Source organism: Hafnia sp. HMSC23F03 (genome assembly GCF_001816025.1).
Taxonomy (GTDB): domain Bacteria; phylum Pseudomonadota; class Gammaproteobacteria; order Enterobacterales; family Enterobacteriaceae; genus Hafnia; species Hafnia paralvei.
This window is the reverse complement of the sequence record NZ_KV824188.1, coordinates 156,178-177,155: the sequence shown is the minus strand read 5'-3', so window position 1 is coordinate 177,155 and position 20,978 is coordinate 156,178. Positions and strand designations below refer to the sequence as shown.

Sequence of the window (20,978 nt, the reverse complement as noted above, 5' to 3'; positions counted from 1 at the left end):
CCATCGTAGTGCCAGACATCACCACAGCCACCTATGGCATAGATATCCTGTTCAGAGAATCCGTCAATATCATCAAATCCTTTGTCGGTACCGCTGTTATCTTCAGGCAACCCTTTAGCGAGCTTTATCCATTTCCCCATATCACAGCGTTTATAAACACGCGTGAAATTTTTTAGAGTTTATGCAGGAAACTACACGGGTAATAGTATTATGTGTGGGAATACTATGTTCAAAGTCATCATTCTATTTCAGAAAATCAAGATGGGTTTCGCCAAAATCCTGAATATTCCTCCAGACTTCAGCGCACAAAATAACAGCGCAGATTGTCAGAAGAAAAATATCTGATAATTTATGTGTGATTTTCCATGGTTGCCTGTCATCAGGAATAATGAATATGTGCAGTGAATCGTGTGCCTTGTTAAGCAAGAAATGCATTTTTACTTGTACAAAAAATATATTTATGATGATTTTTTTTCGGCCTATTTGCATCTCAAAAAAACAAGTCAACTTAGGATATTGAGAATTAATTCTTTAATATACATATCTCTTCTGGATGTAAGTGTATAACAATTAGATTTATCTTCCTCAGTAATTGGATATTCGTTATTGAATACGTCAACTGTTTTACATGAATTACCAACACCATAAGAAAAATAAATATCATCTACATTCTCCGGAGAAAAATCATCTTGATGACCAATAATTCTCCATTCGCTACCAGGCTCTATTTTTTTATCAAACAATGAATATGTATCAATGATCATTGGGTCAATGATTCTTTTAGCTTCATTGATATTTGTCTCTAAAATATTTGGCTCAGAGGATATAAAGTCAAATATTTCAGCGACATGCCCCATTGAAATCTTCGATATTATTCTTCCAAAACAATACCTTGTATCATCCAGCCTAAAACAAAATATATCTCCAGGCTTTACAAATCGAAGCATTGTTCTTGGCTTTTTATCCCAACTCCAAAACTTAAAATTACTCATGGATATCCCCGTATCCTTTAGTGTCATACGCAGCGTTAAAAACTTTGGCCCCTGGGTCTGTTCGTGTTGTATCAAAGGAATTGATTTTATTTCCTCCGTTAGTGGTTGATACAGGTTCACCTCTAACTCTCTTTTTATACGACAATTTTATTATTTGCACCGAAAGCATATTTTTGTGATATTTCTCTGAGGCTCGAATACCTTAACTAATTGGATTTCAATGCCAACAATTCGTGGTCTGCTCCAAGCTACCGCCCTCAGTGGCATGAGCACTGCGCTTGTATGGGGATGTGTAAACCTTATCTAAGAGTGGTGGCTCGGCAATCCAGTAATCCGATGATACCGAATATTTGAATATTATTAGACAGGGGCTGATCAATCGAGTTGTTTGCGAGTAAAAATATTTTTGATATGTAAGAATATGTACAGATGGTGATGCTGGCTGCAACTTTCACTTTATCAGTGCTGTATCTACGTTAATCAATAGACTCCAACCAATAAGATGCGCTGTTATCATGCCATACCTGTTCTGGTTCCACGCCCTATACAACCTGACTCGCATCGGGTTAACCGCATTGCGTCAGATACGTTGCTGCTCTAGGAGAGTAGGGGCACAGAGGGCGTAATCCGTTACTTCACGACTGAAATAGTCCATGATGCCCGCAGTGGTGCGTTATAAGCCGTAATTCCGCTACACATTGTACCGGTATTCGCTTCTTCTGCCGTTAATCGTTTCGGCGGTTACCTAGCTGGCGTCATCATATTATATTTACTAAACTGACTTATCCATCCATCTTCTGTGAATAATTCTCAACATAATCCATCACTAATTTCATTAATATCTACGCCATGAATAAATATTTTTTTGTACTCATCCTCCTCAAACAGTGAAAGAGTATTAAAAATAGTATTATCAATAAATTCTACAATTAATTTTTTATTATCTCTTGTTGTTCATTATTGAATTGGGAAATAAATCGTGAAGCATTTTTCCACTTGAGCCTTTTAATGCGCCAGATTGAGCGTGTTCGATCTTACAAACAGAGCGATCACGCACTGATGCCATCAGCGTTGCTCCAAACTTGTTTAAAATATCTTTATCATTCATAAATATAACAACCTATATGCACCAAGGAGTATTAGACGGTGTAACTGTTTTATTTTCCCGAAGATTTTGAAATGCTTCTGCCTCCAAATGTCTAACCTCTTTTTTCTTGTTCATGAAGTCACCTGTTTTGTGTTGAGGCGAGAATATCACCTTTGATCAGGTGGCCAAATTTACTGTGCACTACATACCAACATCAGTATCTTTAATCCTTTCATCACTTTGTCCCTGTTATTTTAGCTTTTCTTTTTCAAGTGTGTCCGGCATGTCCCATTGCAGGCTAGGCACTTCTTTTTATATCCGGGTAATGGCGGAAACCACCGTGATGTTCAGGTTGAGAACTCCCGCTAACCCGCTTTCCCCGCGTCCATATCACAGCGCATATGATCCCATCCCTGATAATTTTTTACTTCGGGGACCTGATCGGGTAAATTCTGGTAGTTAATGTGATATTTTTGAATATCGTGTTCCAGCCCTCGCTTGGTAATATAATCAAGTCCCCACGCAGGGCCTGGAAATTGTGGCGTTATATAATAATCATCATTATCTATACGATAATGAATCCCGGAGCCATCAGGGGCAAGGCGTGCATCATCAAAGGGTTTGGATGACATATACAGGCTGTGTATGGTTTTTAAAAAGCCCTGGTCATTGACGACGGTGAAGGAAATAACCTCTTCACGAGGGGCTCTGTCCATGCCATCCGGCTCATTCGGGCCGGGGGAAAAACTCACGCTTTGCCAGGTCTGTCCATAGTCTTTAGAAACCATGAATCCACCCGCCCCCCAACCAGTAATAGCGATATAGCGCTCAGAAGGATGGACAAATTTGCCGGTGAAAATCCGATAAAACTGACTAACAGGTTCAGTATGAATACCCCTCTGGGTATCGGTGTACCAGAGTTCCCCCGCACAGTTATATCCCGTGAGCTCCAGATAACGATGATCGTCAAAACGATAAACGACTTGGGTGGGTATCTGGTGCTGCCTGGCATGACATCCCGTCACCGCCAGTACCAGCATCAGTATTTTTAATCCTTTCATGATGGTATCCCTGTTATTTTAATTCTTCGTCTTCAAGCGTGTCCGGCATGTCCCATTGCAGGTTAGGTACTTCGTTTTATATCCGGTTAATGGCGGAAGCACTCGTGATGTTCAGGTTGAGAATTGTAGCGGTCAAGTAATATTGGCCACGGTTTTACTGTAAAAACGGTATCTGTTCTCTGATTCTTCAGTTGTAAGTCCACCGTCATAATGGTGAGGACTGACGCTATTGTTCTGGATAGGTGGGGGGGAGCAGAGAGCGTAATGCACTGACGCTTTCGCCTGAGCTGGCGAACCCAGCTCTCAAAGGAAAAGTACGCTTAGTTTTCTTGTTCATTAAGTCACCTGTTTTGTGTTGAGGTGAGAATATCACCTTTAATCAGGTGGCCAAATTACTGTGCTACTACAGTACAAAAGTATGCCCGGAATAATTGATGACATAGAAACGCCCCCCATTGAGGGCGTTTTCCTTACATAACAGTCTTTTTATTTGGCAAAGTTTACCAGTGCTTCACCATCAAGACGGTAACGTACCCATTCTGTTTGTGGTAATGCGCCAATACTGAGGTAAAAATCAATGGCGGGTTGGTTCCAGTCCAGTACGCTCCATTCAAGGCGTCCGCATTGTCGTTCCACGGCATATTGTGCAATTTTTTTCAGTAGCGCGCTTCCCGCGCCTTTGCCGCGATACTCCGGAGAAATATACAAATCCTCCATATAGATACCGTTACGCCCAAGCCATGTCGAATAGCTGGTGAAGAACACGGCATATCCAACGGTTTTCCCTTCAATTTCGCAGACTAACGCTTCTGTCTTACTGCTGTCACCAAAGAGTGTTTCTCGGATTTCATCTGGAGTAGTGACGACTTCTTCTGGGGCTTTTTCATAGACAGCCAGTTCATAAATCATATTGTAAATAGCGGATGCGTCTTCCGGGCAGGCTTGTCGAATTGTGATATTCATTAGTTTTCCAGTCATTTTGCAAGGCCTCAAGTGGCTATTGATGGCACTAAGCATAGGGGGTATTGTCAGAAGAATTAAGTGCAATGAAATCACTAAATGATGAATATTATGCATCCAACATTAAGACGTCTTGATTTAAATCTTTTGCTCGTTTTTGACGCGATTTATCGTCATTGTTCCGTTCGGCTAGCCGCGGATGAACTGGCGATGAGTACATCTGCTCTGAGCCACGCGCTGTCGAGGCTGCGAGTCACTCTCAATGACCCGTTATTTTATCGGGAGGGCCATCGGATGTGCCCTAGCGTGTATGCCACCCAGCTAGCGCCATCTATAAGTTCAGCACTGAAATTTCTCAATCAGGAGCTGACTATACAACCGGAGTTTATAGCCTCTGCTAGCACTGATCGTGTCCAGATTGCGATTACGGACTTTACTGCGTTATGCATTTTCCCTGCTCTGATGCATAAACTGCAGCATGAAGCACCGGGCTTGCGCTTTGATTTACGTTATTTGCCACATAGCCCCGCGCTGATAGAGCTACTGGCGGGGGAGGTGGATCTGGCGCTCGGATTCAGTACATCTGATGATATCCAGTATAACGAACTGAAAGAGATCAATTGGTTTAAGGATGAGTATGTTGCCATCAGCAACATTAGCCGGACACGGCTGACGTTGGCGGATTATCTCGACGCGCGTCATCTTGTGGTTACTCCCTGGAACGAAAAACAGGGGGTGCTAGATTTGCAGCTTGAGCAGATGGGGTATACGCGGCAGATCGCGCTTAAGACGCCATCGATGCTAAGTGCACCGTTTATTGTTGCGGAAAGCGATCTGCTGATGGCCATCCCTCGTTTTGCTGCTGAGAAGCTGATTCATGCAGCAAATATCAAGATTTTTTCACTGCCGTTTACGATAAGCCCTTTTGAAGTAAAGATATATTCACATAAACGGAGTGGCCAGCGAGGAGCCACCAAATGGCTGAAGAGGAAACTTCAAATACTGGCGGAAGAGATTACCCCTAAACAGAAATAGGGAAATTTAGCTAGAACCTCTAATTTGTAGAACATGTCTTTTTTAATAAAAGCAGCGATGGCTTTTTATGTGGTTCAACAGAGCGTGAGAAACAGAGGGTCTTGCGAGTGAATCCTATAAGGGGGACATCGCTATGAGCGGCGAGGTTATCCTGTGCGGCCTGAGTTTTTTTAAAGCACAGATAACTGCGATGATGCCGATTTCAGCACTCTGGAGGTACTTCTGATGCCAGAGTGCTGAAAGCTATCTCAACACTCCGCTCTTGCACTTCAGATTTTGGGGTTTCTTAGGCACATGTGAGCTGAGATTCCCTTAACGCCCCACCCGAGCCTGATGCTCCGGTGAGTAACGCTCGCCGACGATTTTTACCGTTTCAAGCGCCTGCGTGACCTGCTGCAAATCATTCTGAGAAAGAATAATCTCTGCCGCAGCGAGATTTTCCTCCAGCCGGTGCAGTTTGGTGGTGCCGGGGATCGGTACAATCCATGATTTTTGTGCCAGCAGCCATGCCAGCGCAATTTGCGCAGACGTCACGCCTTTCTCTGCAGCCAGTTCACCCAATAATGAGACTAGCTTTTCATTAGCTTCAATCGCCTCAGCCGCGAAACGCGGCACTGTGTTGCGGTAATCATCCTTAGCAAACGTAGTCCCCGCCTTGATAGCTCCCGTCAGGAAGCCTTTACCTAATGGGCTGAAGGGAACAAAACCAATGCCCAACTCTTCCAGCAGCGGCAGGATCTCCTGCTCAGGCTCGCGCCACCACATTGAATATTCACTCTGCAGAGCTGTTACCGGTTGTACCGCATGCGCACGACGAATGGTCTGGCACCTGCTTCGGAAAGGCCAAAATGTTTTACCTTTCCTTCTGCAATCAGATCCTTAACCGTTCCCGCGACGTCTTCAATGGGCACTTCCGGATCGACGCGGTGCTGGTACAACAGATCAATAACGTCCGTTTTGAGGCGGCGTAATGACCCCTCAACGGCTTCACGGATATGCTCAGGACGGCTGTTTAAAACCTGTTGCTTGTTGTCAGCGCCGAAGGTAAAACCAAATTTGGTGGCGATGACCACGCGGTCGCGAAACGGTTTTAAAGCTTCGCCGACAACTTCTTCATTCAGATAGGGGCCATAAACTTCAGCGGTATCGAAGAAAGTCACGCCACGTTCAACCGCTGCACGAATGAGTTCGATAGCCTGACGGGTATCTGTCGCTGGTCCGTAGCCGTGGCTGAGCCCCATGCAACCGAGCCCAAGAGCGGAGACTTCCAGCCCAGATTTACCAAGAATACGTTTTTGCATTTTATGAATTCCTCTTTTTATATCACTTAAACGTCGAGTTTGCGGTCAGTCAGCCATTCCACCATTGCTGGATCACGATGTGAGAAGAAGGCGCTGGTGGCGGTATCAAGAGCGGTAATCTGCAGCATATCTTCAGCGCTAAGTTCAAAATCGAGAATGTTGATGTTCTCTGCCATGCGTTCTTTCCGCACCGATTTGGCCAGTGAAACGATGCCGCGCTGGAAGATCCAACGTAGGACAACCTGACCCACGCTTTTGCCATATTTCTGGCCAATCGCCGTTAATACGGGATGCTGAAACAGACCATTTTTACCCTCTGCAAACGGTGCCCAGGCTTCTGGCTGAATGCTACGGCTTTGCATCCACGGCATCGCATGCAGTTGCTGATTGAAAGGATTAACTTCAATCTGGTTTACCGCTGGGGCAACGTTGTTGAAAGCGATAAGATCGGCAAGCCGATCAGGATGAAAATTGCTTACACCAATGGCGCGAATTTTACCTGCCTGCTGTAGCTCTTCCATGGCGCGCCAAGCTCCATGGACATCGCCGTAAGGCTGGTGAATCAGGTACAGATCAACGTAGTCCAACTGCAGGCGGTTCAATGAACGTTCGAACTGTGCTTTGGCACCTTCGTAATGGGTATCCTGCAGCCAAAGTTTCGTGGTCACAAAGAGTTCTTTTCGTGCAATTCCACTCTGTTTCAGCGCATTTCCGACCTGTGTTTCATTCTGGTAGGACGCCGCGGTATCAATCAGGCGATAACCTGTTTCGATGGCATCAATAACGGCACGCTCGCATTCGGCGGCATCCGTCATCTGAAACACCCCAAAGCCCAGCAGGGGCATTTCAATACCGTTGTTAAGTTTTATCGTTTGCATGACGTTATCCTTTAACTGTTGTGTAGGAAAAGCATAACGCAAAGTGATTTATTCGATTAGATGGGGGAATGAACTAAGGCTTATGAGGTTGGTTCATTAATTTTGTGATTATATGAATAAATGCGGAATGGCAGGCTTAGGCCTGCTTTGACACGAGGTCGGACTAATTGAAATTTTATTTGGAAGGGGGTTATAAGCGAAGATTCACACTGAAATGAGAGAGCAAGCACGGTTTCATGTAACGCAACAACATGTGAACTGGCTTACATTTTTGACCTCTATCACACTTTATAGTGACACCACGGTTTAGAAGGCACATTTGATAATCATGGCTTCCATTAAAGATGTCGCAAAAAAAGCAGGAGTATCAACAGCTACCGTATCGCGGGTGTTAAATAATCATCCCAGCGTGGTGCCTGAAACGCGTCAGGCGGTACGTGATGCGATGGATTACCTGTGTTATGTGCCCAGTAAAAGTGCATTTCAACTGAGCGGCAAACGCTCCGGCCTAGTCGCCGTCGTGCTGCCGAATCTGGTTAACCCACATTTTTGTGAACTGCTGGCTACCTTTGAGGAAGAAGCACGATACATTGGAAAGACAGTGATCGTTAAAACGCACCAGAACCAACCTCAACAGGATAAACAGATTATCCATACCTTAATTGGCATGGGAATTGATTGCTTACTATGGGTACCAACGGAGGCGGAAGCTGAACTTGCAGAGTGGCTAACCGCCACCCGTATTCCAGTTGCGGTTGTGACACAGGTTTCCCGTTTTTTTAATTCGGTCTCCATTAACCAGAGCAAAGGTGCGGCAAGCATTGCTGAGCATTTTATACAAACAGGGCATACCTCATTTGGTTTTATTGCTCAGGAAAGTGTCGATACTAGAAAGGTATCTTCTTGGACTAAAAAAATAACGAGTCAGGGGTTTACCTTGGATAAAGAAAATCAATTCTGGATAGCGAAAGGTGAGGGCGAAAAAACATCAGGCCATATCAGTATCCTTGACGATATTATTGAAAAATTAGCCAGCCGGAGACAGAGATGCTCATGTCTTTGGGTTTATAACGATGTTGCTGCCAGCTATATTATTGATGGATTAAAAGAAAAAGGCGTTTCTGTACCTAAAGATATTGCTATCGCCAGTTTCGATAACACATTGCTTGCACAAACTAAAAGAATAACAAGCGTAGCACAACCTATACATGAAATAGCTCATCTGGCGTTTCAAATGGTTAAGAACGAAAATAATCGAGAAGGTATCGAAATGTATGAAATTACCTCCAGGCTAATAATTCGAGAGAGTAGCGTTAATATTAATGTAACCATTCTATAAAGTTGTATTTTTAAAAGTATTTTAAATATAAATAATAAACTATTTTATCACTATAGCATTGGTCGTAATAACTGGTGCTTTATATTTATGACAGCTCAATAATATTGAGGGGTATGTATGTCTGCTACATCCGCAGAAAAACACAGTGCTTATGAAAAATTGAGCCTGAAAGAAAAGATCGGCTACGGGATGGGGGATGCCGGTTCCTGTATGATCTGGAGCGTGCTAGCACTCTATCTGACATGGTTTTATACCGATGTTTATGGTCTTGACGCTGGGATTGTTGGCACACTTTTTCTCGTTATCCGTGTGTTTGACGCATTCAGTGATCCTATCATGGGCGCGATTTGCGACCGCACTAGAACTCGTTGGGGTAAGTTCCGGCCCTGGTTGCTGTGGATGGCTGTGCCGTTTGGTCTCGGTGCAGTGTTAATGTTCACCACACCTGACCTGAGCATGAATGGAAAAATTATCTATGCTTGGGTCACTTACTTAGTCATGTCACTGATTTATACCGCTATCAATATTCCTTATTGCTCGGTAGCTGGCGTCATTACTCTCAACCAGAAAGAACGCCTAGGGTGCCTGTCATGGCGCTTCTTCCTCAATGGTTTAGCCACACTTATCGTCTCTTCTTCTATTTTACCGTTAACCGACTGGCTGGGTAACGGCAACCGGGCATCCGGTTTTCAGTTGACAATGATGATTATGGGCGGCGCGGCGACCTTAATGTTCCTGTTCTGTTTCTCCAGTATTAAAGAGCGCGTCGTCTCGATTAAAGCCAATGACAGCTTAAGGAAAGATCTCAAAGATATTATTAAAAATGACCAATGGCTGCTAATGATCTCGATTACTTTCCTGAACGTTTTCCCTGCATTCATTCGAGGAGCTGTGACCATATATTATGCCACCTATGTGATGAAAGCCTCCGTAGGATTTATTACCTTCTTTATGGCCCTCGGTGTGGCCTGTAATATGTTGGGCAGCGTCATTGCTAAACCATTGACCGATCGCTTTGATAAAATAAAACTGTTCCGCATTATTAATATAATTCTCGGCATCCTTTCTTTCGCCCTGTGGTTTGTTGATCCACATTCACTGACGCCGCTGCTGGCTTTGTTTATTGTGATTAATATTTTGCACCTGATTCAGTCTGGTCCTATTTTGTGGGCAATGATGTCCGATGTTGATGATTACGGTGACTGGAAATTTGGCAAGCGTCTGACCGGTATTTCGTTTGCTGGCAATCTGTTTATGCTGAAAATGGGATTAGCCGTTGCTGGCGCTATTGTTGCCTGGATACTGTCTTACACTGGTTATATCGCGAATAAACCGCAGCAAAACGAACAGACCCTTCAAGGGATTATTATCATGTTCTCGTTATTACCCATGGTGAGCTACTTCATCAGCGCATATATAGTGCGTTATTTCAAACTGAACAACCTATTACTTGAAAAAATCAAAGTTGACCTCGCGAAGCGTGAACTGGAAAACGGCTCTGCCCAGAATCAGGAGTATAAAGATGTCCCTGTCGTTTAATATTAAGCAAGGCCAGCGGATTGATTTATGGCTGAGAGAAACAAAGCCAGCCAGCCACCCTCTATTCTCCATCCGTATGGAAAATGAGGTGGTATTTAAAGTCACCACGGCTCCTCGCTACTACCATTATTTTACCTGGACCGCATGGCAGGACGGGAGTGTCTGTTTGGACTGGCTGCCAGAGAACAGCGAGATCTCACTGTGCTACAGCTGGCATCCGGATACATTGCCCGAAAACGGGGTCAGTTTTATCGCCACTCAGGACAACGCGCTTTGTTTGTTGAGCGACCGCGACGTTGCCACTGCGTATTTGCAGGATCCGTTACGCCCAGCGCTGCATTTTTCTCCGCGCACCGGGTGGATGAATGATCCTAATGGCCTACATCGCAAAGGCGACGAGTGGCATCTGTTTTATCAGTATCACCCACACAGTACACAGTGGGGGCCGATGCACTGGAATCACGCGGTGAGCAAAGACCTTTACCACTGGCGACACTACCCAGTCTTTCTTCAGCCTGAACAAAATCTGGCCGCTCTGGGAGCGACAGGCGGTGCTTTTTCCGGTAGCGCCTTTACTGATGCACAAGGTAAAACCCGCTTCTGGTATACCGAGCGGCTGCCGGCTTACGATTTGTATCGCGGCTATCGAGAAATTCAGAAAATGGTCGTGCCTCTACAGAGCTACGACAAACCCGCGTTGGTCACAACGGTATTAACGGAGCTGCCTCCCGGCGTTGACTGTGATTTCCGCGATCCGAAAGTCTGGTATGAGGAGGCAGATGCGACCTTCTATATGATCCTCGGTGCCGCTGTAAACGGCGACCCAGCGATGCTGCTGTTTCATTCCGCGGACAGTGAGAACTGGACGTTTCATCATGTACTGTACGTGGCCCCCGCTTACTTTCGTGAAAACGGCGGTCGTTGCGTAGAGTGCCCAGACTTTTTCTGTCTGGATGGCGTGTGGGTGTTAATTATTGGCGTTGTGGGTTATACCGAGCCCGTAACCGGTCGCCATAATCTGCTGTTCGCACAAACCGGTGATTTCCGCGACGGCTATTTCATTCCGTCGTCACATCCGCTGCAAATGCTGGATTTCGGCACTGATTTCTACGCCTTACAAACTTGGGGCGAGGAAGATGCGCGGACCGGTTTTGCCTGGCTGTATAACTGGGCCACGCAAAAAAACGTCGAGTCTAGCTATTGTGGCGAAATGTCCTTACCGCGTCGCTTTCATCTTAACGCGCAACAGCAGCTTTGCATGACCCCTGTTTTACCGCCAGAGTCCTTGGTTATCAATCAGACTAGGTTAGCTGATAACGAGCGTTGGTCGAGCACTGAGGTCAATAGAGCCTGCACGATCGCGTTTACCCCGACAGATGCTTTTTGTCTGACGCTGAGTGGGGACAACGGTCAGGAAATTGTACTGGAATTTGACGGCAAGGCGCTGACATTACGGGAAAAAGGTCAGGACGATGGTCGTTATCGTGCACCGCTGGCGAGCGTGGAGGATGTCATGGTGTGCTTTGATGCTGGGATCGTTGAAGTCTTCGCCAATGGGGGCAGTGTTTGCGGTACGCGACGCTACTATTCATGCAGTGCGCTGACACAAGTACACCTCTCAGGAGCTCCGGCAATACTCACCCAGTATCGTGCCACTTATGCTTATAAATAATATTCCCGCGCGATAAATCTGTTTATTCTTAATAGCACAGAAGGATTCAACATTATGTCGAGTAATAATTATTACGATGTCACGGAATGGAATATAGGTAATCCGTATGATGATATTGGTGAAGTGATTAATAGTATTATCGCCGATATTAAAAACAGACAAACCAATACTGATATTAATGAAGGTGGAAAACCCGGAGCGGTGATTTATATTCCGCCGGGTGATTACCATCTTCTCACTCAAATAGTGATAGACATTAGCTATCTGAAAATTATGGGCTCTGGACATGGCTTCACCTCTTCCAGCATCCGTTTTAATACTCCAGAGAGTGATTGGCCAAACTGGCACGAATTATGGCCGGGTGGCAGCCGTATTCTGGTCGATATGTCTCCGGCGGAAGGCGCAGCAGAATCTGCAGGGGCTGCATTCTATATTGCGCGCAGCGGAGATCCTCGGATAAGTTCGGTCGAGTTTGCTGACTTCTGTATTGATGGTTTGCATTTTGTCGACGATGGTTCTGGCTGCGATGACCCTGAGAACAGTTATCTCAACGGTAAGACGGGTATTTATATTGCCAGCGCGCAGGACTCCTTCCGCATCAGCGGTATGGGATTTGTCTACCTTGAGCACGGCGTGACAATTTATAATGCTGATGCTTTGGCTATTCATAACAACTTCATCGCTGAATGTGGGAACTGTATAGAGTTACGCGAGTCCGGTCAGGCGTCAAAAATAACCGATAATCTGATCGGTGCGGGCTACAGAGGCTATTCTATTTACGCTGAGAACTTTGGGGGGCTTTTAATTACTGCTAATAATATATTCCCTCGAGGAAAAAGCGTTGTTCATTTCTCGAATGTGGTTCGCTCCTCAATCAGCAGTAATCGATTCCATGCGTTTTACCCTGGCATGTTGATAATGGAGAACGGCAGCGCGGAGAATCTGGTGTCATCTAACCACTTTTTCCGCGAGCGTGAGCCGTGGGCTCCGATGCAAGCCTACAATAACGGATTAGATGATTTATATGGCCTGCTGTATATTAGCGGTGATAATAACTCGATCATTGCCAATCATATTTCCGAGTCCATTGATACACAATATATTACGCCGACGGGTGCCACACCGGTTATTATTCGGGTGGTTTCTGGCAAAGGAAATACTATTTCTAATAATCATGTTGTCGCCACGACCGAAACCTCCGACGGACAGGCGGCGGCAGACGCCAGTGCGTGTTTCTCTACCCAAGTCAGCGCGTTACTGGCGACCGACGGCCTAGCTGCGTTGGCGGTGATCGCCGTCCAGATAGAAGCAACCTCGCAGCAAAATACCGTGCTGGATTCAGGTACTGACGGTCAGGTTGTGATGGATAAAACCGTAAATGCCTTCAGAGCAACGCCTACTCCCGGCGCGACAGTGGAGGGATATTGTTAATGCCTAACCATCACATTGCCTGTCTTGGCGAACTGTTGATTGATTTTGTTTGCACTGATATTGGATTGGGTCTGAAAAAGGGGACCCAATTCCTCAAAAAAGCAGGAGGGGCTCCCGCTAATGTTGCCGCTGCTATCAACCGTAGCGGAGGTCACGCCAAGCTGGCCGCGAAAGTCGGTGACGATCCCTTTGGTGATTTTCTGCTTCATACGCTAGCGTCGGAAGGCATTGAGCTTTCTGGCATCACGCGTAGCGCCACGCCCACTACGTTGGCATTTGTCGGTTTGCAGGACGATGGCGAGCGCGATTTTAGCTTTTGCCGTGGTGCCGATGGCGAGCTTGGCTGGCAAGATATTCCCTCTGACTTTCTCGACGATGTGAGCATCGTGCATTTTGGAGCCGCTACGGGTCTGATGGAGGGAGAGCTATATGTCACCTACCAACGTCTCTTACGTGAAGCAAAACAACGCGGCTTGTTGATCTCATTTGATCCCAACTATCGCGAAGGTTTGTGGGGGCAGGATCCGCAAGAATTTATCGCTCGCTGCAAGCCGTGGTTTCAGCATGCAGATATCGTTAAAGTCAGTGAAGAGGAGCTACACTTCATTACCGACGCGAAGACGATAACAGAAGGCTGCCGCGTGTTGCATGAGTTTGGCGTCAGCTATATCGCTGTCACTTGCGGCGATCGTGGAACATGGATAAGTCATAAATCAGGTATGCAACAGCTTATCCCCTCTGTTCCCGTTAATGCGATTGACTCTACCGGTGCGGGGGATGCGTTTATTGGCGCATTGCTACAGCGGATTAACCAATCCGGTTGCAGGTTAGACGACCAGACACAATTCCTGCATGCCGTGCATTGGGCCAATATCTGTGGAGCATTGACTTGTACACAGTTTGGCGCAATTGATGCGATTCCTACTGCAGCGGAAGTCGATGCTATTTTTTTGAGTCGTAGCGCTTGAGAATCTACACTGGTGCGGAGTTTTATTTCCGCATCGTTCACAGGTCGCTAGGATTATTGTTATTTCCGAACCGTGTCGCAAGTGACAATGTTCACTTGCCCACGGCTAAATCTCCACGGAATATTTCATCTATTGATATCCATTTTTAGTGTCTCAATGACTATCCTTAGCGCTGGTGACACGTTGCGATGTGGATAATAAAGAAATGAACCATCTAATCGTTGACTATAACGTTGTAACACCCTGATAAGGCTACCTTGTACTAAATCATCAGCCACCAACTCCTCTGGAACATAAGCTAACCCTAGACCTAATCTAGCCGCCTTTGCTTCCATATAGCTGTCAGCAAAAGCCCATTGCCCCTGTGGGCGGTGAGTGATTTTTTTACCGTCGTCATTGAGCTCCCACGCATACAGGCTTCCGTCACCAAACTGGTAGGCTATGCAAGGGTGTACCACTAAATCGGCCGGAGTTTGTGGAAAGCCGTAGCGACGAAAATGCTCGGGTGTGCCAACCACGACCATCTCCATGTCGGGTGAAATACGCACGGCGACCATACCATGGCCAACATCGGATCCTAGGCGTACACCGGCATCGTATCGTTCCTCAATAATATCAACAAACCGACTTTCGCTAATGAGCTCAAGCCTGATATCAGGATACCGCTGTTTAAACATTGCGAGCTTCGGCAAAAGCACTTTATCAATGGCGTGTTGGCTAGCATTGATACGAACCGTGCCGGATGGGGTTTGTCGATAATGCGCCAGGGTGGCAAGCCCCATGTCTAAAGCATCAAAGCCGGACTCTACTGTCCGATAGAGTTGTTCACCTGCCTGTGTCACTGACAGCTTGCGTGTAGTTCGAACGAGAAGTTGTACACCTAGCCTTTCTTCTAGTTCGCGAATGGAACGGCTGATCCCTGATTGTGCAAGCCCAAGCCTTTGTGCCGCTGCGGTGAAACTGCCTTCTCGTACTACCTGCATAAACAGATAGAGTTCATTATAGTTTTCCCGTTTAGCCATTCATTATCCTCGGCCACTGACTAAGCCCTACGCCTGTTACAGCACGTCTATTTATAACAATTTGATATTAATTCTAGCATTTTTCACCCACTAATCAGCACTATTTTAGCTAACTATAATGATCGCATTGAAACAAAGCTCGGCGGCGTTTTCTGTATGGAACCTGCGACCCTATCTTATTTTTAAGAAGGAACTTTACATGATTGCTTTCACCAAAAAATTGACAGCAGCATTACCCTCAATGCTGCTATTCGCATCATTAAGTGGAGTTACTACAATGAGTTATGCTGATGTAACTAATCCAAACGCACCTGTCTCGATGACAGAAAAGTGGGATAAAACCTTTGCAGAGAGTACGAAAGTTGCTCACCGAAAAGTGATCTTTCAGAACCGTTATGGGATCTCGTTAGTTGGAGACCTCTATATCCCCAAAAATCGTGCTGGACGCAAACTAGCGGCGATTGCCGTTAGCGGGCCTTTTGGCGCAGTAAAAGAGCAGTCAAGCGGGCTGTATGCACAAACGCTGGCAGAATTGGGATTTGTAACTCTGGCTTTTGATCCATCGTACACGGGGGAAAGCGGTGGTTATCCGCGTAACGTTGCTTCTCCGGATATTAATACTGAGGATTTCAGCGCAGCGGTGGATTTTCTCGGCTTGCAAACAGAGGTAGATCGCAACCGTATTGGGCTACTTGGCATCTGTGGCTGGGGCGGTATGGCGTTAAATGACGCCGCGATGGATACTCGCGTTAAAGCCGTTGCTACCAGTGTCATGTACGACATGAGTCGTGCAATGGGTCATGGCGTTGGTGATGGCAAAGACCGCTACACGACCTCTGATCGTCGCGCCGTGTTGCAGTATCTGAATGCGCAGCGCTGGAAAGATGCGGAAAGGGGGACTTTTGCCACTGGTGGACATGACGTTTATGTCGATGAAAAAGGCAACGTAAGTGCAGCGGATCGTATTCTGCCGGAGGCTTTACCTACGGATCCACATCCCGTATTGAAAGAATTCTTTGATTATTATCGCATGCCACGTGGTTTCCATGCGCGTTCCGTAAATTCAACCGGTGCTTGGACTGCGACAATGCCACTGTCATTTATGAATATGCCGCTGCTGAGCTATGCAAATGAAATTACAATTCCTGTGCTAATTGTGACGGGGGAAAAAGCGCACTCACGCTATTTTGCTGAGGATGCCTTTAACGCTGTCGGTAGCAAAGAAAAAGAGTTGGTGGTGGTTCCGGAAGCGAACCATGTCGATTTATACGACAACGCTGCTGGTAAGATCCCGTTCGCCAAATTTGAACAGTTTTTCAAAACTAACTTAAAATAATTTATTGAATACTATGTCTTAGTAAAGCCATCGGTCATTCGCAGATGGCTTTTATTCTGACCTTTTGTCGCATGTTGCGATGCAAATCCATCACATCCTAAGCCATTATCAGCTTCGTTTTTGCTGTTATTCCATGAATATCGCCTGCCTCAGTTAAACAGAGGTTGTTGAGGGCAATATTCAGAGAAATTAATTATGTCTGCACTGAGTTTTAAAACATCGCACAATAAAATACACGCACACTGGAGCGGCGTTTTTGCCATGACGCTCTGCGTTTTTGTACTGATCGCGTCAGAGTTTATGCCGGTCAGCCTGTTGACGCCAATTGCTAGAGATTTACATGTCACGGAGGGACTCGCTGGTCAGGGGATTGCTATCTCTGGCGCACTCGCTGTGTTGACCAGTCTGATAATTTCTAACGTTGCAGGAAGCCTGAATCGTAAACATCTTCTGCTTGGTTTGACGCTTCTGATGGCTGTTTCAGGAATGACTATTGCCTTGGCGTCCAACTATCAGGTCTACATGATAGGCCGAGCTCTGATTGGTATCGCCATTGGTGGATTTTGGTCAATGTCGGCAGCAACCGCTATCCGACTGGTTCCACAGCACCAGGTTCCCCGAGCACTGGCTATATTTAACGGTGGGAACGCACTGGCAACCGTAGTGGCAGCCCCTCTGGGGAGCTATCTAGGGGCAACTGTTGGCTGGCGTGGGGCCTTTTTATGTCTTGTCCCTTTTGCAATAGCTGCGTTCATTTGGCAATACATCGGTTTGCCAGAGATGAAAAGCGATAAGGCAAATAAGTCGAGCCGGTCTGTGCTTCGTCTGCTCAGACTTACTACGGTATCAACTGGCCTTCTAGCATGCGGATTATTCTTTATGGGGCAGTTTGCATTATTTACCTATGTACGACCGTTTCTGGAAACGGTGACTAAAGTAAATGCTTCTATCCTCTCCTTAATATTGCTTGCTATGGGCGTTGCTGGTTTTGCTGGCACACTATTAATTACGTTATTTCTCAACACAAGATTTTATCTGACGCTAATGATAATCCCTCTGGTTATGGCCTCGATTGCCGGAACGCTACTTTTAGTCGGGCAGAATCTCTGGGGTGTTACCGTACTTTTAAGCCTATGGGGGATGATTGCAACGGCAGCTCCAACGGGGTGGTGGACATGGATCGCACGAACACTTCCTGAGGATGCTGAGGCTGGGGGAGGGCTCATGGTGGCGGTTATTCAACTCTCGATCGCGCTGGGTTCAACAGCAGGAGGGTTGGTCTTTGATAGTTTGGGATGGCGAAGTTCTTTTGGACTGAGTAGCGTATTACTTCTTGGTGCGGTAGGTATGACGTTTATCACTTCTCGTCAAAACAGATAGTCATACCAGCGACATTTTAGTTGTTAATTAGAGTGTTTTTGCCATGGCTCTTGGTAGAGAGCCCAATGTACATACCAATATCAGGGATTAATTATCTCTATGTTATATGCAGTTTAGACTCTGAATCTTGCGAACCTAGCTTATTTCTAATGACTGTAGGTTTTTTCGGGGTTAACCTAAGCTTAATGATGATATTTATCTAAAGGTTCCCTTCAGTCTGATTTGATTTACGCGAGATAACGCTATGGAATTAAAGGATTATTACGCCATTATGGGCGTGAAACCGACAGACGATCTCAAGACAATCAAGACCGCCTATCGCCGATTGGCCCGTAAGTACCATCCCGATGTCAGTAAAGAGCCTGATGCCGAAGCCCGATTTAAAGAAGTGGCGGAAGCGTGGGAGGTGCTGAGTGACGAGCAGCGCCGAGTCGAGTATGACCAGTTGTGGCAGCACCGCAACGATCCTCAGTTCCAACAATTCCAGCAACGAGAAGGGCAAAACTACAGCCCTGAAGATTTTGACGATATCTTCTCGTCGATCTTTGGCCAACATGGCCGCCAGTCGCGGCAGCGTCCTGCTGCTCGTGGTCATGATTTGGAGATTGAAGTTGCGGTATTCCTCGAAGAAACGCTAGAGGAACATAAACGCACCATCAGCTATAACCTACCTGTATACAATGCCTTTGGCATGGTTGAACGGGAAATCCCTAAAACGCTGAATGTTAAAATTCCTGCCGGCGTTGGCAATGGCCAGCGTATTCGCTTGAAAGGGCAGGGGACTCCGGGTGAAAACGGTGGGCCAAATGGCGATCTGTGGCTGGTGATCCGTATTGCTCCGCATCCTTTGTTTGATATCGTCAATCAGGATTTGGAAATTGTGGTTCCTCTCGCCCCTTGGGAGGCTGCTCTGGGCGCTAAAGTGGCCGTACCTACGTTGAAAGATAGCATTCTTCTAACGATTCCTGCGGGGAGTCAGGCTGGACAGCGGTTGCGTATCAAGGGTAAAGGCTTGGTCAGTAAAAACCATACAGGCGATCTGTATGCCGTCATCAAAATCGTGATGCCGCCAAAACCAGACAGCGAAAGTGCCGCTTTGTGGCAGCAATTGGCGGACGCTCAGTCGTCCTTTAATCCACGCAAAGAGTGGGGGAAAGCATAATGGCTAATGTCACCGTCACTTTCACCATGACCGAGTTTTGCCTGCATACCGGAGTCTCGGAAGAAGAACTGAACGAGATTGTTGGACTAGGCGTAGTTGAACCGAGTGATTACGAATCAACAACATGGCTATTTGATGACCACGCCGTGACCGTTGTACAGCGAGCTTTACGCCTACGGCAAGAGCTGGCGCTAGACTGGCCGGGTATCGCAGTTGCGCTAACGTTGTTGGAGGAAAATACCCAACTACGTCAGGAGAATCGACTGCTGCGGCAGAGACTCTCACGCTTCATTGCACATCCATAGTGCGCATCCATAGTAAAAACGTTGAAGATTAAGGGGCCGCATATTGCCGCCCCTTAAATATTATTGGCATTAAAACTTGCCAGTTTATAAAGGCATAAAAATATTCCCAATGGTTACTATAAATGAGCAAATGTGTAGCGGTGAAAGGATCAGTTGGTTAAACTTGCTTTCAAATACGGAATAAATGCTCAGGTAACATCCTTTGAATTGCTTTATAAAACTGACACGACCCGCACTGTTATTATTATCACTCTTAGCATCCGGTTGTTCATTATCACCCGTTATTCCCGTATTTGGTGCGGCGTTTCCTAGCTGGTTTTTTTGTTTATTGGCCGGTGCCTTTTTGCTGATCCTTTGCCATATATTCATTGTTCGTAAAGGCTGGCAGGCGCGCTTCTCTCCTCTGGTATTCAGTTATCTGGCGCTATTATTCCTGTTTGCCGCGATCTTGTGGTTCCTATTCTTTGCTCACTAAATACCTATGACAAATTCCAGCTCAAGCTTATTACGGAAAAAATGGCCATTGTTGGCTCTTGTTCTCGCTGCCATTTTGGCGTTGATCGTGGTTATTTGGCAGTTACAAACATCGCCGGAAACCAATGATGCCTATGTGTATGCCGATACCATTGATGTCGTGCCGGAAGTGAGTGGGCGGATCGTGGAAATGCCGATTCGTGACAACCAGCGTGTGAAAAAAGGCGACTTGCTGTTTCGTATCGACCCGCGCCCTTATCAGGCCATGTTGGATGATGCTAAGGCTCGACTGACTACGCTAGACGCGCAGATAGCATTGACTCAGCGAACCATCAAAGCGCAAGAATATAACGCGCAGTCGGTTACCGCCGCGGTAGAACGTGCTAAAGCGCTGGTGAAACAAACGACTTCGACGCGCACCCGACTTGAACCGCTGGTGCCACAGGGTTTTGCCTCGCAAGAGGATCTTGACCAAGCGAGAACCGCAGAGAAAGCGGCACGCGCTGAGCTGGAAGCGACGCTATTGCAGGCCAAACAGGCCTCCGCCGCAGTAACCGGCGTGGATGCGATGGTGGCACAGCGAGCGGGTATTCTGGCGCAGATCGCGCTGGCGGAACTGCATCTCGAATTTACTGAGGTTCGCGCACCTTTCAACGGGATCGTGGTGGCGCTGAAAACGACCATCGGCCAGTATGCGTCGGCGTTAAAACCGGTCTTTACGTTAATGGATGACGAGCACTGGTATGTGATTGCTAACTTCCGTGAAACTGATCTTAAAAATGTGCATTCTGGCGTTCCAGCCCGAGTGACCGTTATGACCAATCACGGCAAATCATTCAGCGGAGTTGTGGACTCTGTTGGCTCCGGTGTTTTGCCCGACGGCGGCAGCGTATTTGAAGGCCTTCCGGTGATTCAAAAAACGATTAACTGGGTTCATGTTTCACAACGCTTCCCTGTGAAAATCGCAGTGAAAGATCCCGATCCTAATGTGTTCCGCATGGGTGCCTCTGCCAGCGCCGTTTTGCAGCCGGAATAA

18 protein-coding genes and 2 pseudogenes are annotated in these 20,978 nt (G+C 46.5%); 12 read left to right on the top strand and 8 right to left on the bottom strand.

Annotated features, from left to right (window positions below; genetic code table 11):
- Positions 1-156 precede the first annotated feature (156 nt).
- The 5 genes and pseudogenes from HMPREF3091_RS21970 to HMPREF3091_RS01915 all read right to left on the bottom strand — a co-directional run.
- Positions 157-435 (bottom strand): annotated as a pseudogene (locus HMPREF3091_RS21970) (transposase family protein); the annotation flags it as partial.
- A gap of 68 nt (positions 436-503) precedes the next feature.
- The gene (locus tag HMPREF3091_RS01925) at positions 504-992 is read right to left on the bottom strand and encodes an immunity 26/phosphotriesterase HocA family protein (RefSeq protein WP_070713888.1); all 489 of its coding nucleotides are present in this window, start codon (positions 990-992) and stop codon (positions 504-506) included.
- A gap of 940 nt (positions 993-1,932) precedes the next feature.
- Positions 1,933-2,100, bottom strand: coding sequence for a hypothetical protein (locus HMPREF3091_RS22790; RefSeq protein WP_246839940.1), 168 nt, complete (start codon positions 2,098-2,100; stop codon positions 1,933-1,935).
- A 344-nt stretch (positions 2,101-2,444) separates the two neighbouring features.
- Positions 2,445-3,140 (bottom strand): T6SS immunity protein Tli3 family protein, encoded by a 696-nt coding sequence (locus HMPREF3091_RS01920; RefSeq protein WP_070713737.1) that lies wholly within the window; start codon positions 3,138-3,140, stop codon positions 2,445-2,447.
- A gap of 486 nt (positions 3,141-3,626) precedes the next feature.
- Positions 3,627-4,103: a GNAT family N-acetyltransferase gene (locus HMPREF3091_RS01915; RefSeq protein WP_070713736.1), complete on the bottom strand. Its 477-nt coding sequence runs from the start codon at positions 4,101-4,103 to the stop codon at positions 3,627-3,629.
- A gap of 96 nt (positions 4,104-4,199) precedes the next feature.
- On the opposite strand from HMPREF3091_RS01915, the gene HMPREF3091_RS01910 reads away from it, so the two are divergent.
- Positions 4,200-5,135, top strand: coding sequence for a LysR family transcriptional regulator (locus HMPREF3091_RS01910; RefSeq protein ID WP_070713732.1), 936 nt, complete (start codon positions 4,200-4,202; stop codon positions 5,133-5,135).
- Positions 5,136-5,447: 312 nt separating this feature from the next.
- Here HMPREF3091_RS01910 and HMPREF3091_RS01905 read toward each other — a convergent pair.
- Together HMPREF3091_RS01905 and HMPREF3091_RS01900 are read right to left on the bottom strand one after the other, a co-directional pair.
- Positions 5,448-6,436 (bottom strand): annotated as a pseudogene (locus HMPREF3091_RS01905) (aldo/keto reductase).
- Positions 6,437-6,462: 26 nt separating this feature from the next.
- Positions 6,463-7,314, bottom strand: coding sequence for an aldo/keto reductase (locus tag HMPREF3091_RS01900; protein ID WP_070713730.1), 852 nt, complete (start codon positions 7,312-7,314; stop codon positions 6,463-6,465).
- A 328-nt stretch (positions 7,315-7,642) separates the two neighbouring features.
- Here HMPREF3091_RS01900 and HMPREF3091_RS01895 point away from each other — a divergent pair, with 328 nt between their 5' ends.
- The 5 genes from HMPREF3091_RS01895 to HMPREF3091_RS01875 all read left to right on the top strand — a co-directional run bounded on the left by HMPREF3091_RS01895 (position 7,643) and on the right by HMPREF3091_RS01875 (position 14,263).
- Positions 7,643-8,653 carry a LacI family DNA-binding transcriptional regulator gene (locus HMPREF3091_RS01895; protein WP_039188393.1) on the top strand — a complete coding sequence of 337 codons (1,011 nt, stop codon included), beginning with the start codon at positions 7,643-7,645 and terminating at the stop codon, positions 8,651-8,653.
- A gap of 117 nt (positions 8,654-8,770) precedes the next feature.
- Positions 8,771-10,192 carry a glycoside-pentoside-hexuronide (GPH):cation symporter gene (locus tag HMPREF3091_RS01890; protein WP_070713727.1) on the top strand — a complete coding sequence of 474 codons (1,422 nt, stop codon included), beginning with the start codon at positions 8,771-8,773 and terminating at the stop codon, positions 10,190-10,192.
- A complete protein-coding gene (locus tag HMPREF3091_RS01885; protein WP_083321331.1) occupies positions 10,176-11,864 on the top strand; it encodes a glycoside hydrolase family 32 protein in 1,689 nt (562 codons plus the stop codon). The genes HMPREF3091_RS01890 and HMPREF3091_RS01885 overlap by 17 nt, the downstream gene beginning before the upstream one ends.
- A gap of 54 nt (positions 11,865-11,918) precedes the next feature.
- Positions 11,919-13,295, top strand: a complete 1,377-nt coding sequence (locus HMPREF3091_RS01880; RefSeq protein WP_070713724.1) for a NosD domain-containing protein — start codon at positions 11,919-11,921, stop codon at positions 13,293-13,295.
- Positions 13,295-14,263 carry a carbohydrate kinase family protein gene (locus tag HMPREF3091_RS01875; RefSeq protein WP_070713723.1) on the top strand — a complete coding sequence of 323 codons (969 nt, stop codon included), beginning with the start codon at positions 13,295-13,297 and terminating at the stop codon, positions 14,261-14,263. The genes HMPREF3091_RS01880 and HMPREF3091_RS01875 overlap by 1 nt, the downstream gene beginning before the upstream one ends.
- A gap of 125 nt (positions 14,264-14,388) precedes the next feature.
- Here HMPREF3091_RS01875 and HMPREF3091_RS01870 read toward each other — a convergent pair whose 3' ends face one another.
- Complete coding sequence (locus HMPREF3091_RS01870) at positions 14,389-15,285, bottom strand: LysR family transcriptional regulator (RefSeq protein WP_070713722.1); 897 nt, start codon at positions 15,283-15,285, stop codon at positions 14,389-14,391.
- Positions 15,286-15,484: 199 nt separating this feature from the next.
- Here HMPREF3091_RS01870 and HMPREF3091_RS01865 point away from each other — a divergent pair, with 199 nt between their 5' ends.
- From HMPREF3091_RS01865 to mdtN, 6 genes are all read left to right on the top strand, one after another.
- Entirely contained in the window at positions 15,485-16,621 is a 1,137-nt protein-coding gene (locus HMPREF3091_RS01865) for an alpha/beta hydrolase (protein WP_070713719.1), read from the top strand.
- Between the two features lie 195 nt (positions 16,622-16,816).
- Positions 16,817-18,001, top strand: a complete 1,185-nt coding sequence (locus HMPREF3091_RS01860; RefSeq protein WP_070713715.1) for an MFS transporter — start codon at positions 16,817-16,819, stop codon at positions 17,999-18,001.
- 244 nt (positions 18,002-18,245) lie between these two features.
- A complete protein-coding gene (gene cbpA, locus HMPREF3091_RS01855; protein ID WP_070713712.1) occupies positions 18,246-19,163 on the top strand; it encodes a curved DNA-binding protein in 918 nt (305 codons plus the stop codon).
- A complete protein-coding gene (gene cbpM, locus HMPREF3091_RS01850; RefSeq protein WP_004095448.1) occupies positions 19,163-19,468 on the top strand; it encodes a chaperone modulator CbpM in 306 nt (101 codons plus the stop codon). The genes cbpA and cbpM overlap by 1 nt, the downstream gene beginning before the upstream one ends.
- Positions 19,469-19,670: 202 nt before the next feature.
- Positions 19,671-19,943: a YtcA family lipoprotein gene (locus tag HMPREF3091_RS21960; protein ID WP_083321330.1), complete on the top strand. Its 273-nt coding sequence runs from the start codon at positions 19,671-19,673 to the stop codon at positions 19,941-19,943.
- 6 nt (positions 19,944-19,949) lie between these two features.
- A complete protein-coding gene (gene mdtN / locus HMPREF3091_RS01840; RefSeq protein ID WP_070713707.1) occupies positions 19,950-20,978 on the top strand; it encodes a multidrug transporter subunit MdtN in 1,029 nt (342 codons plus the stop codon).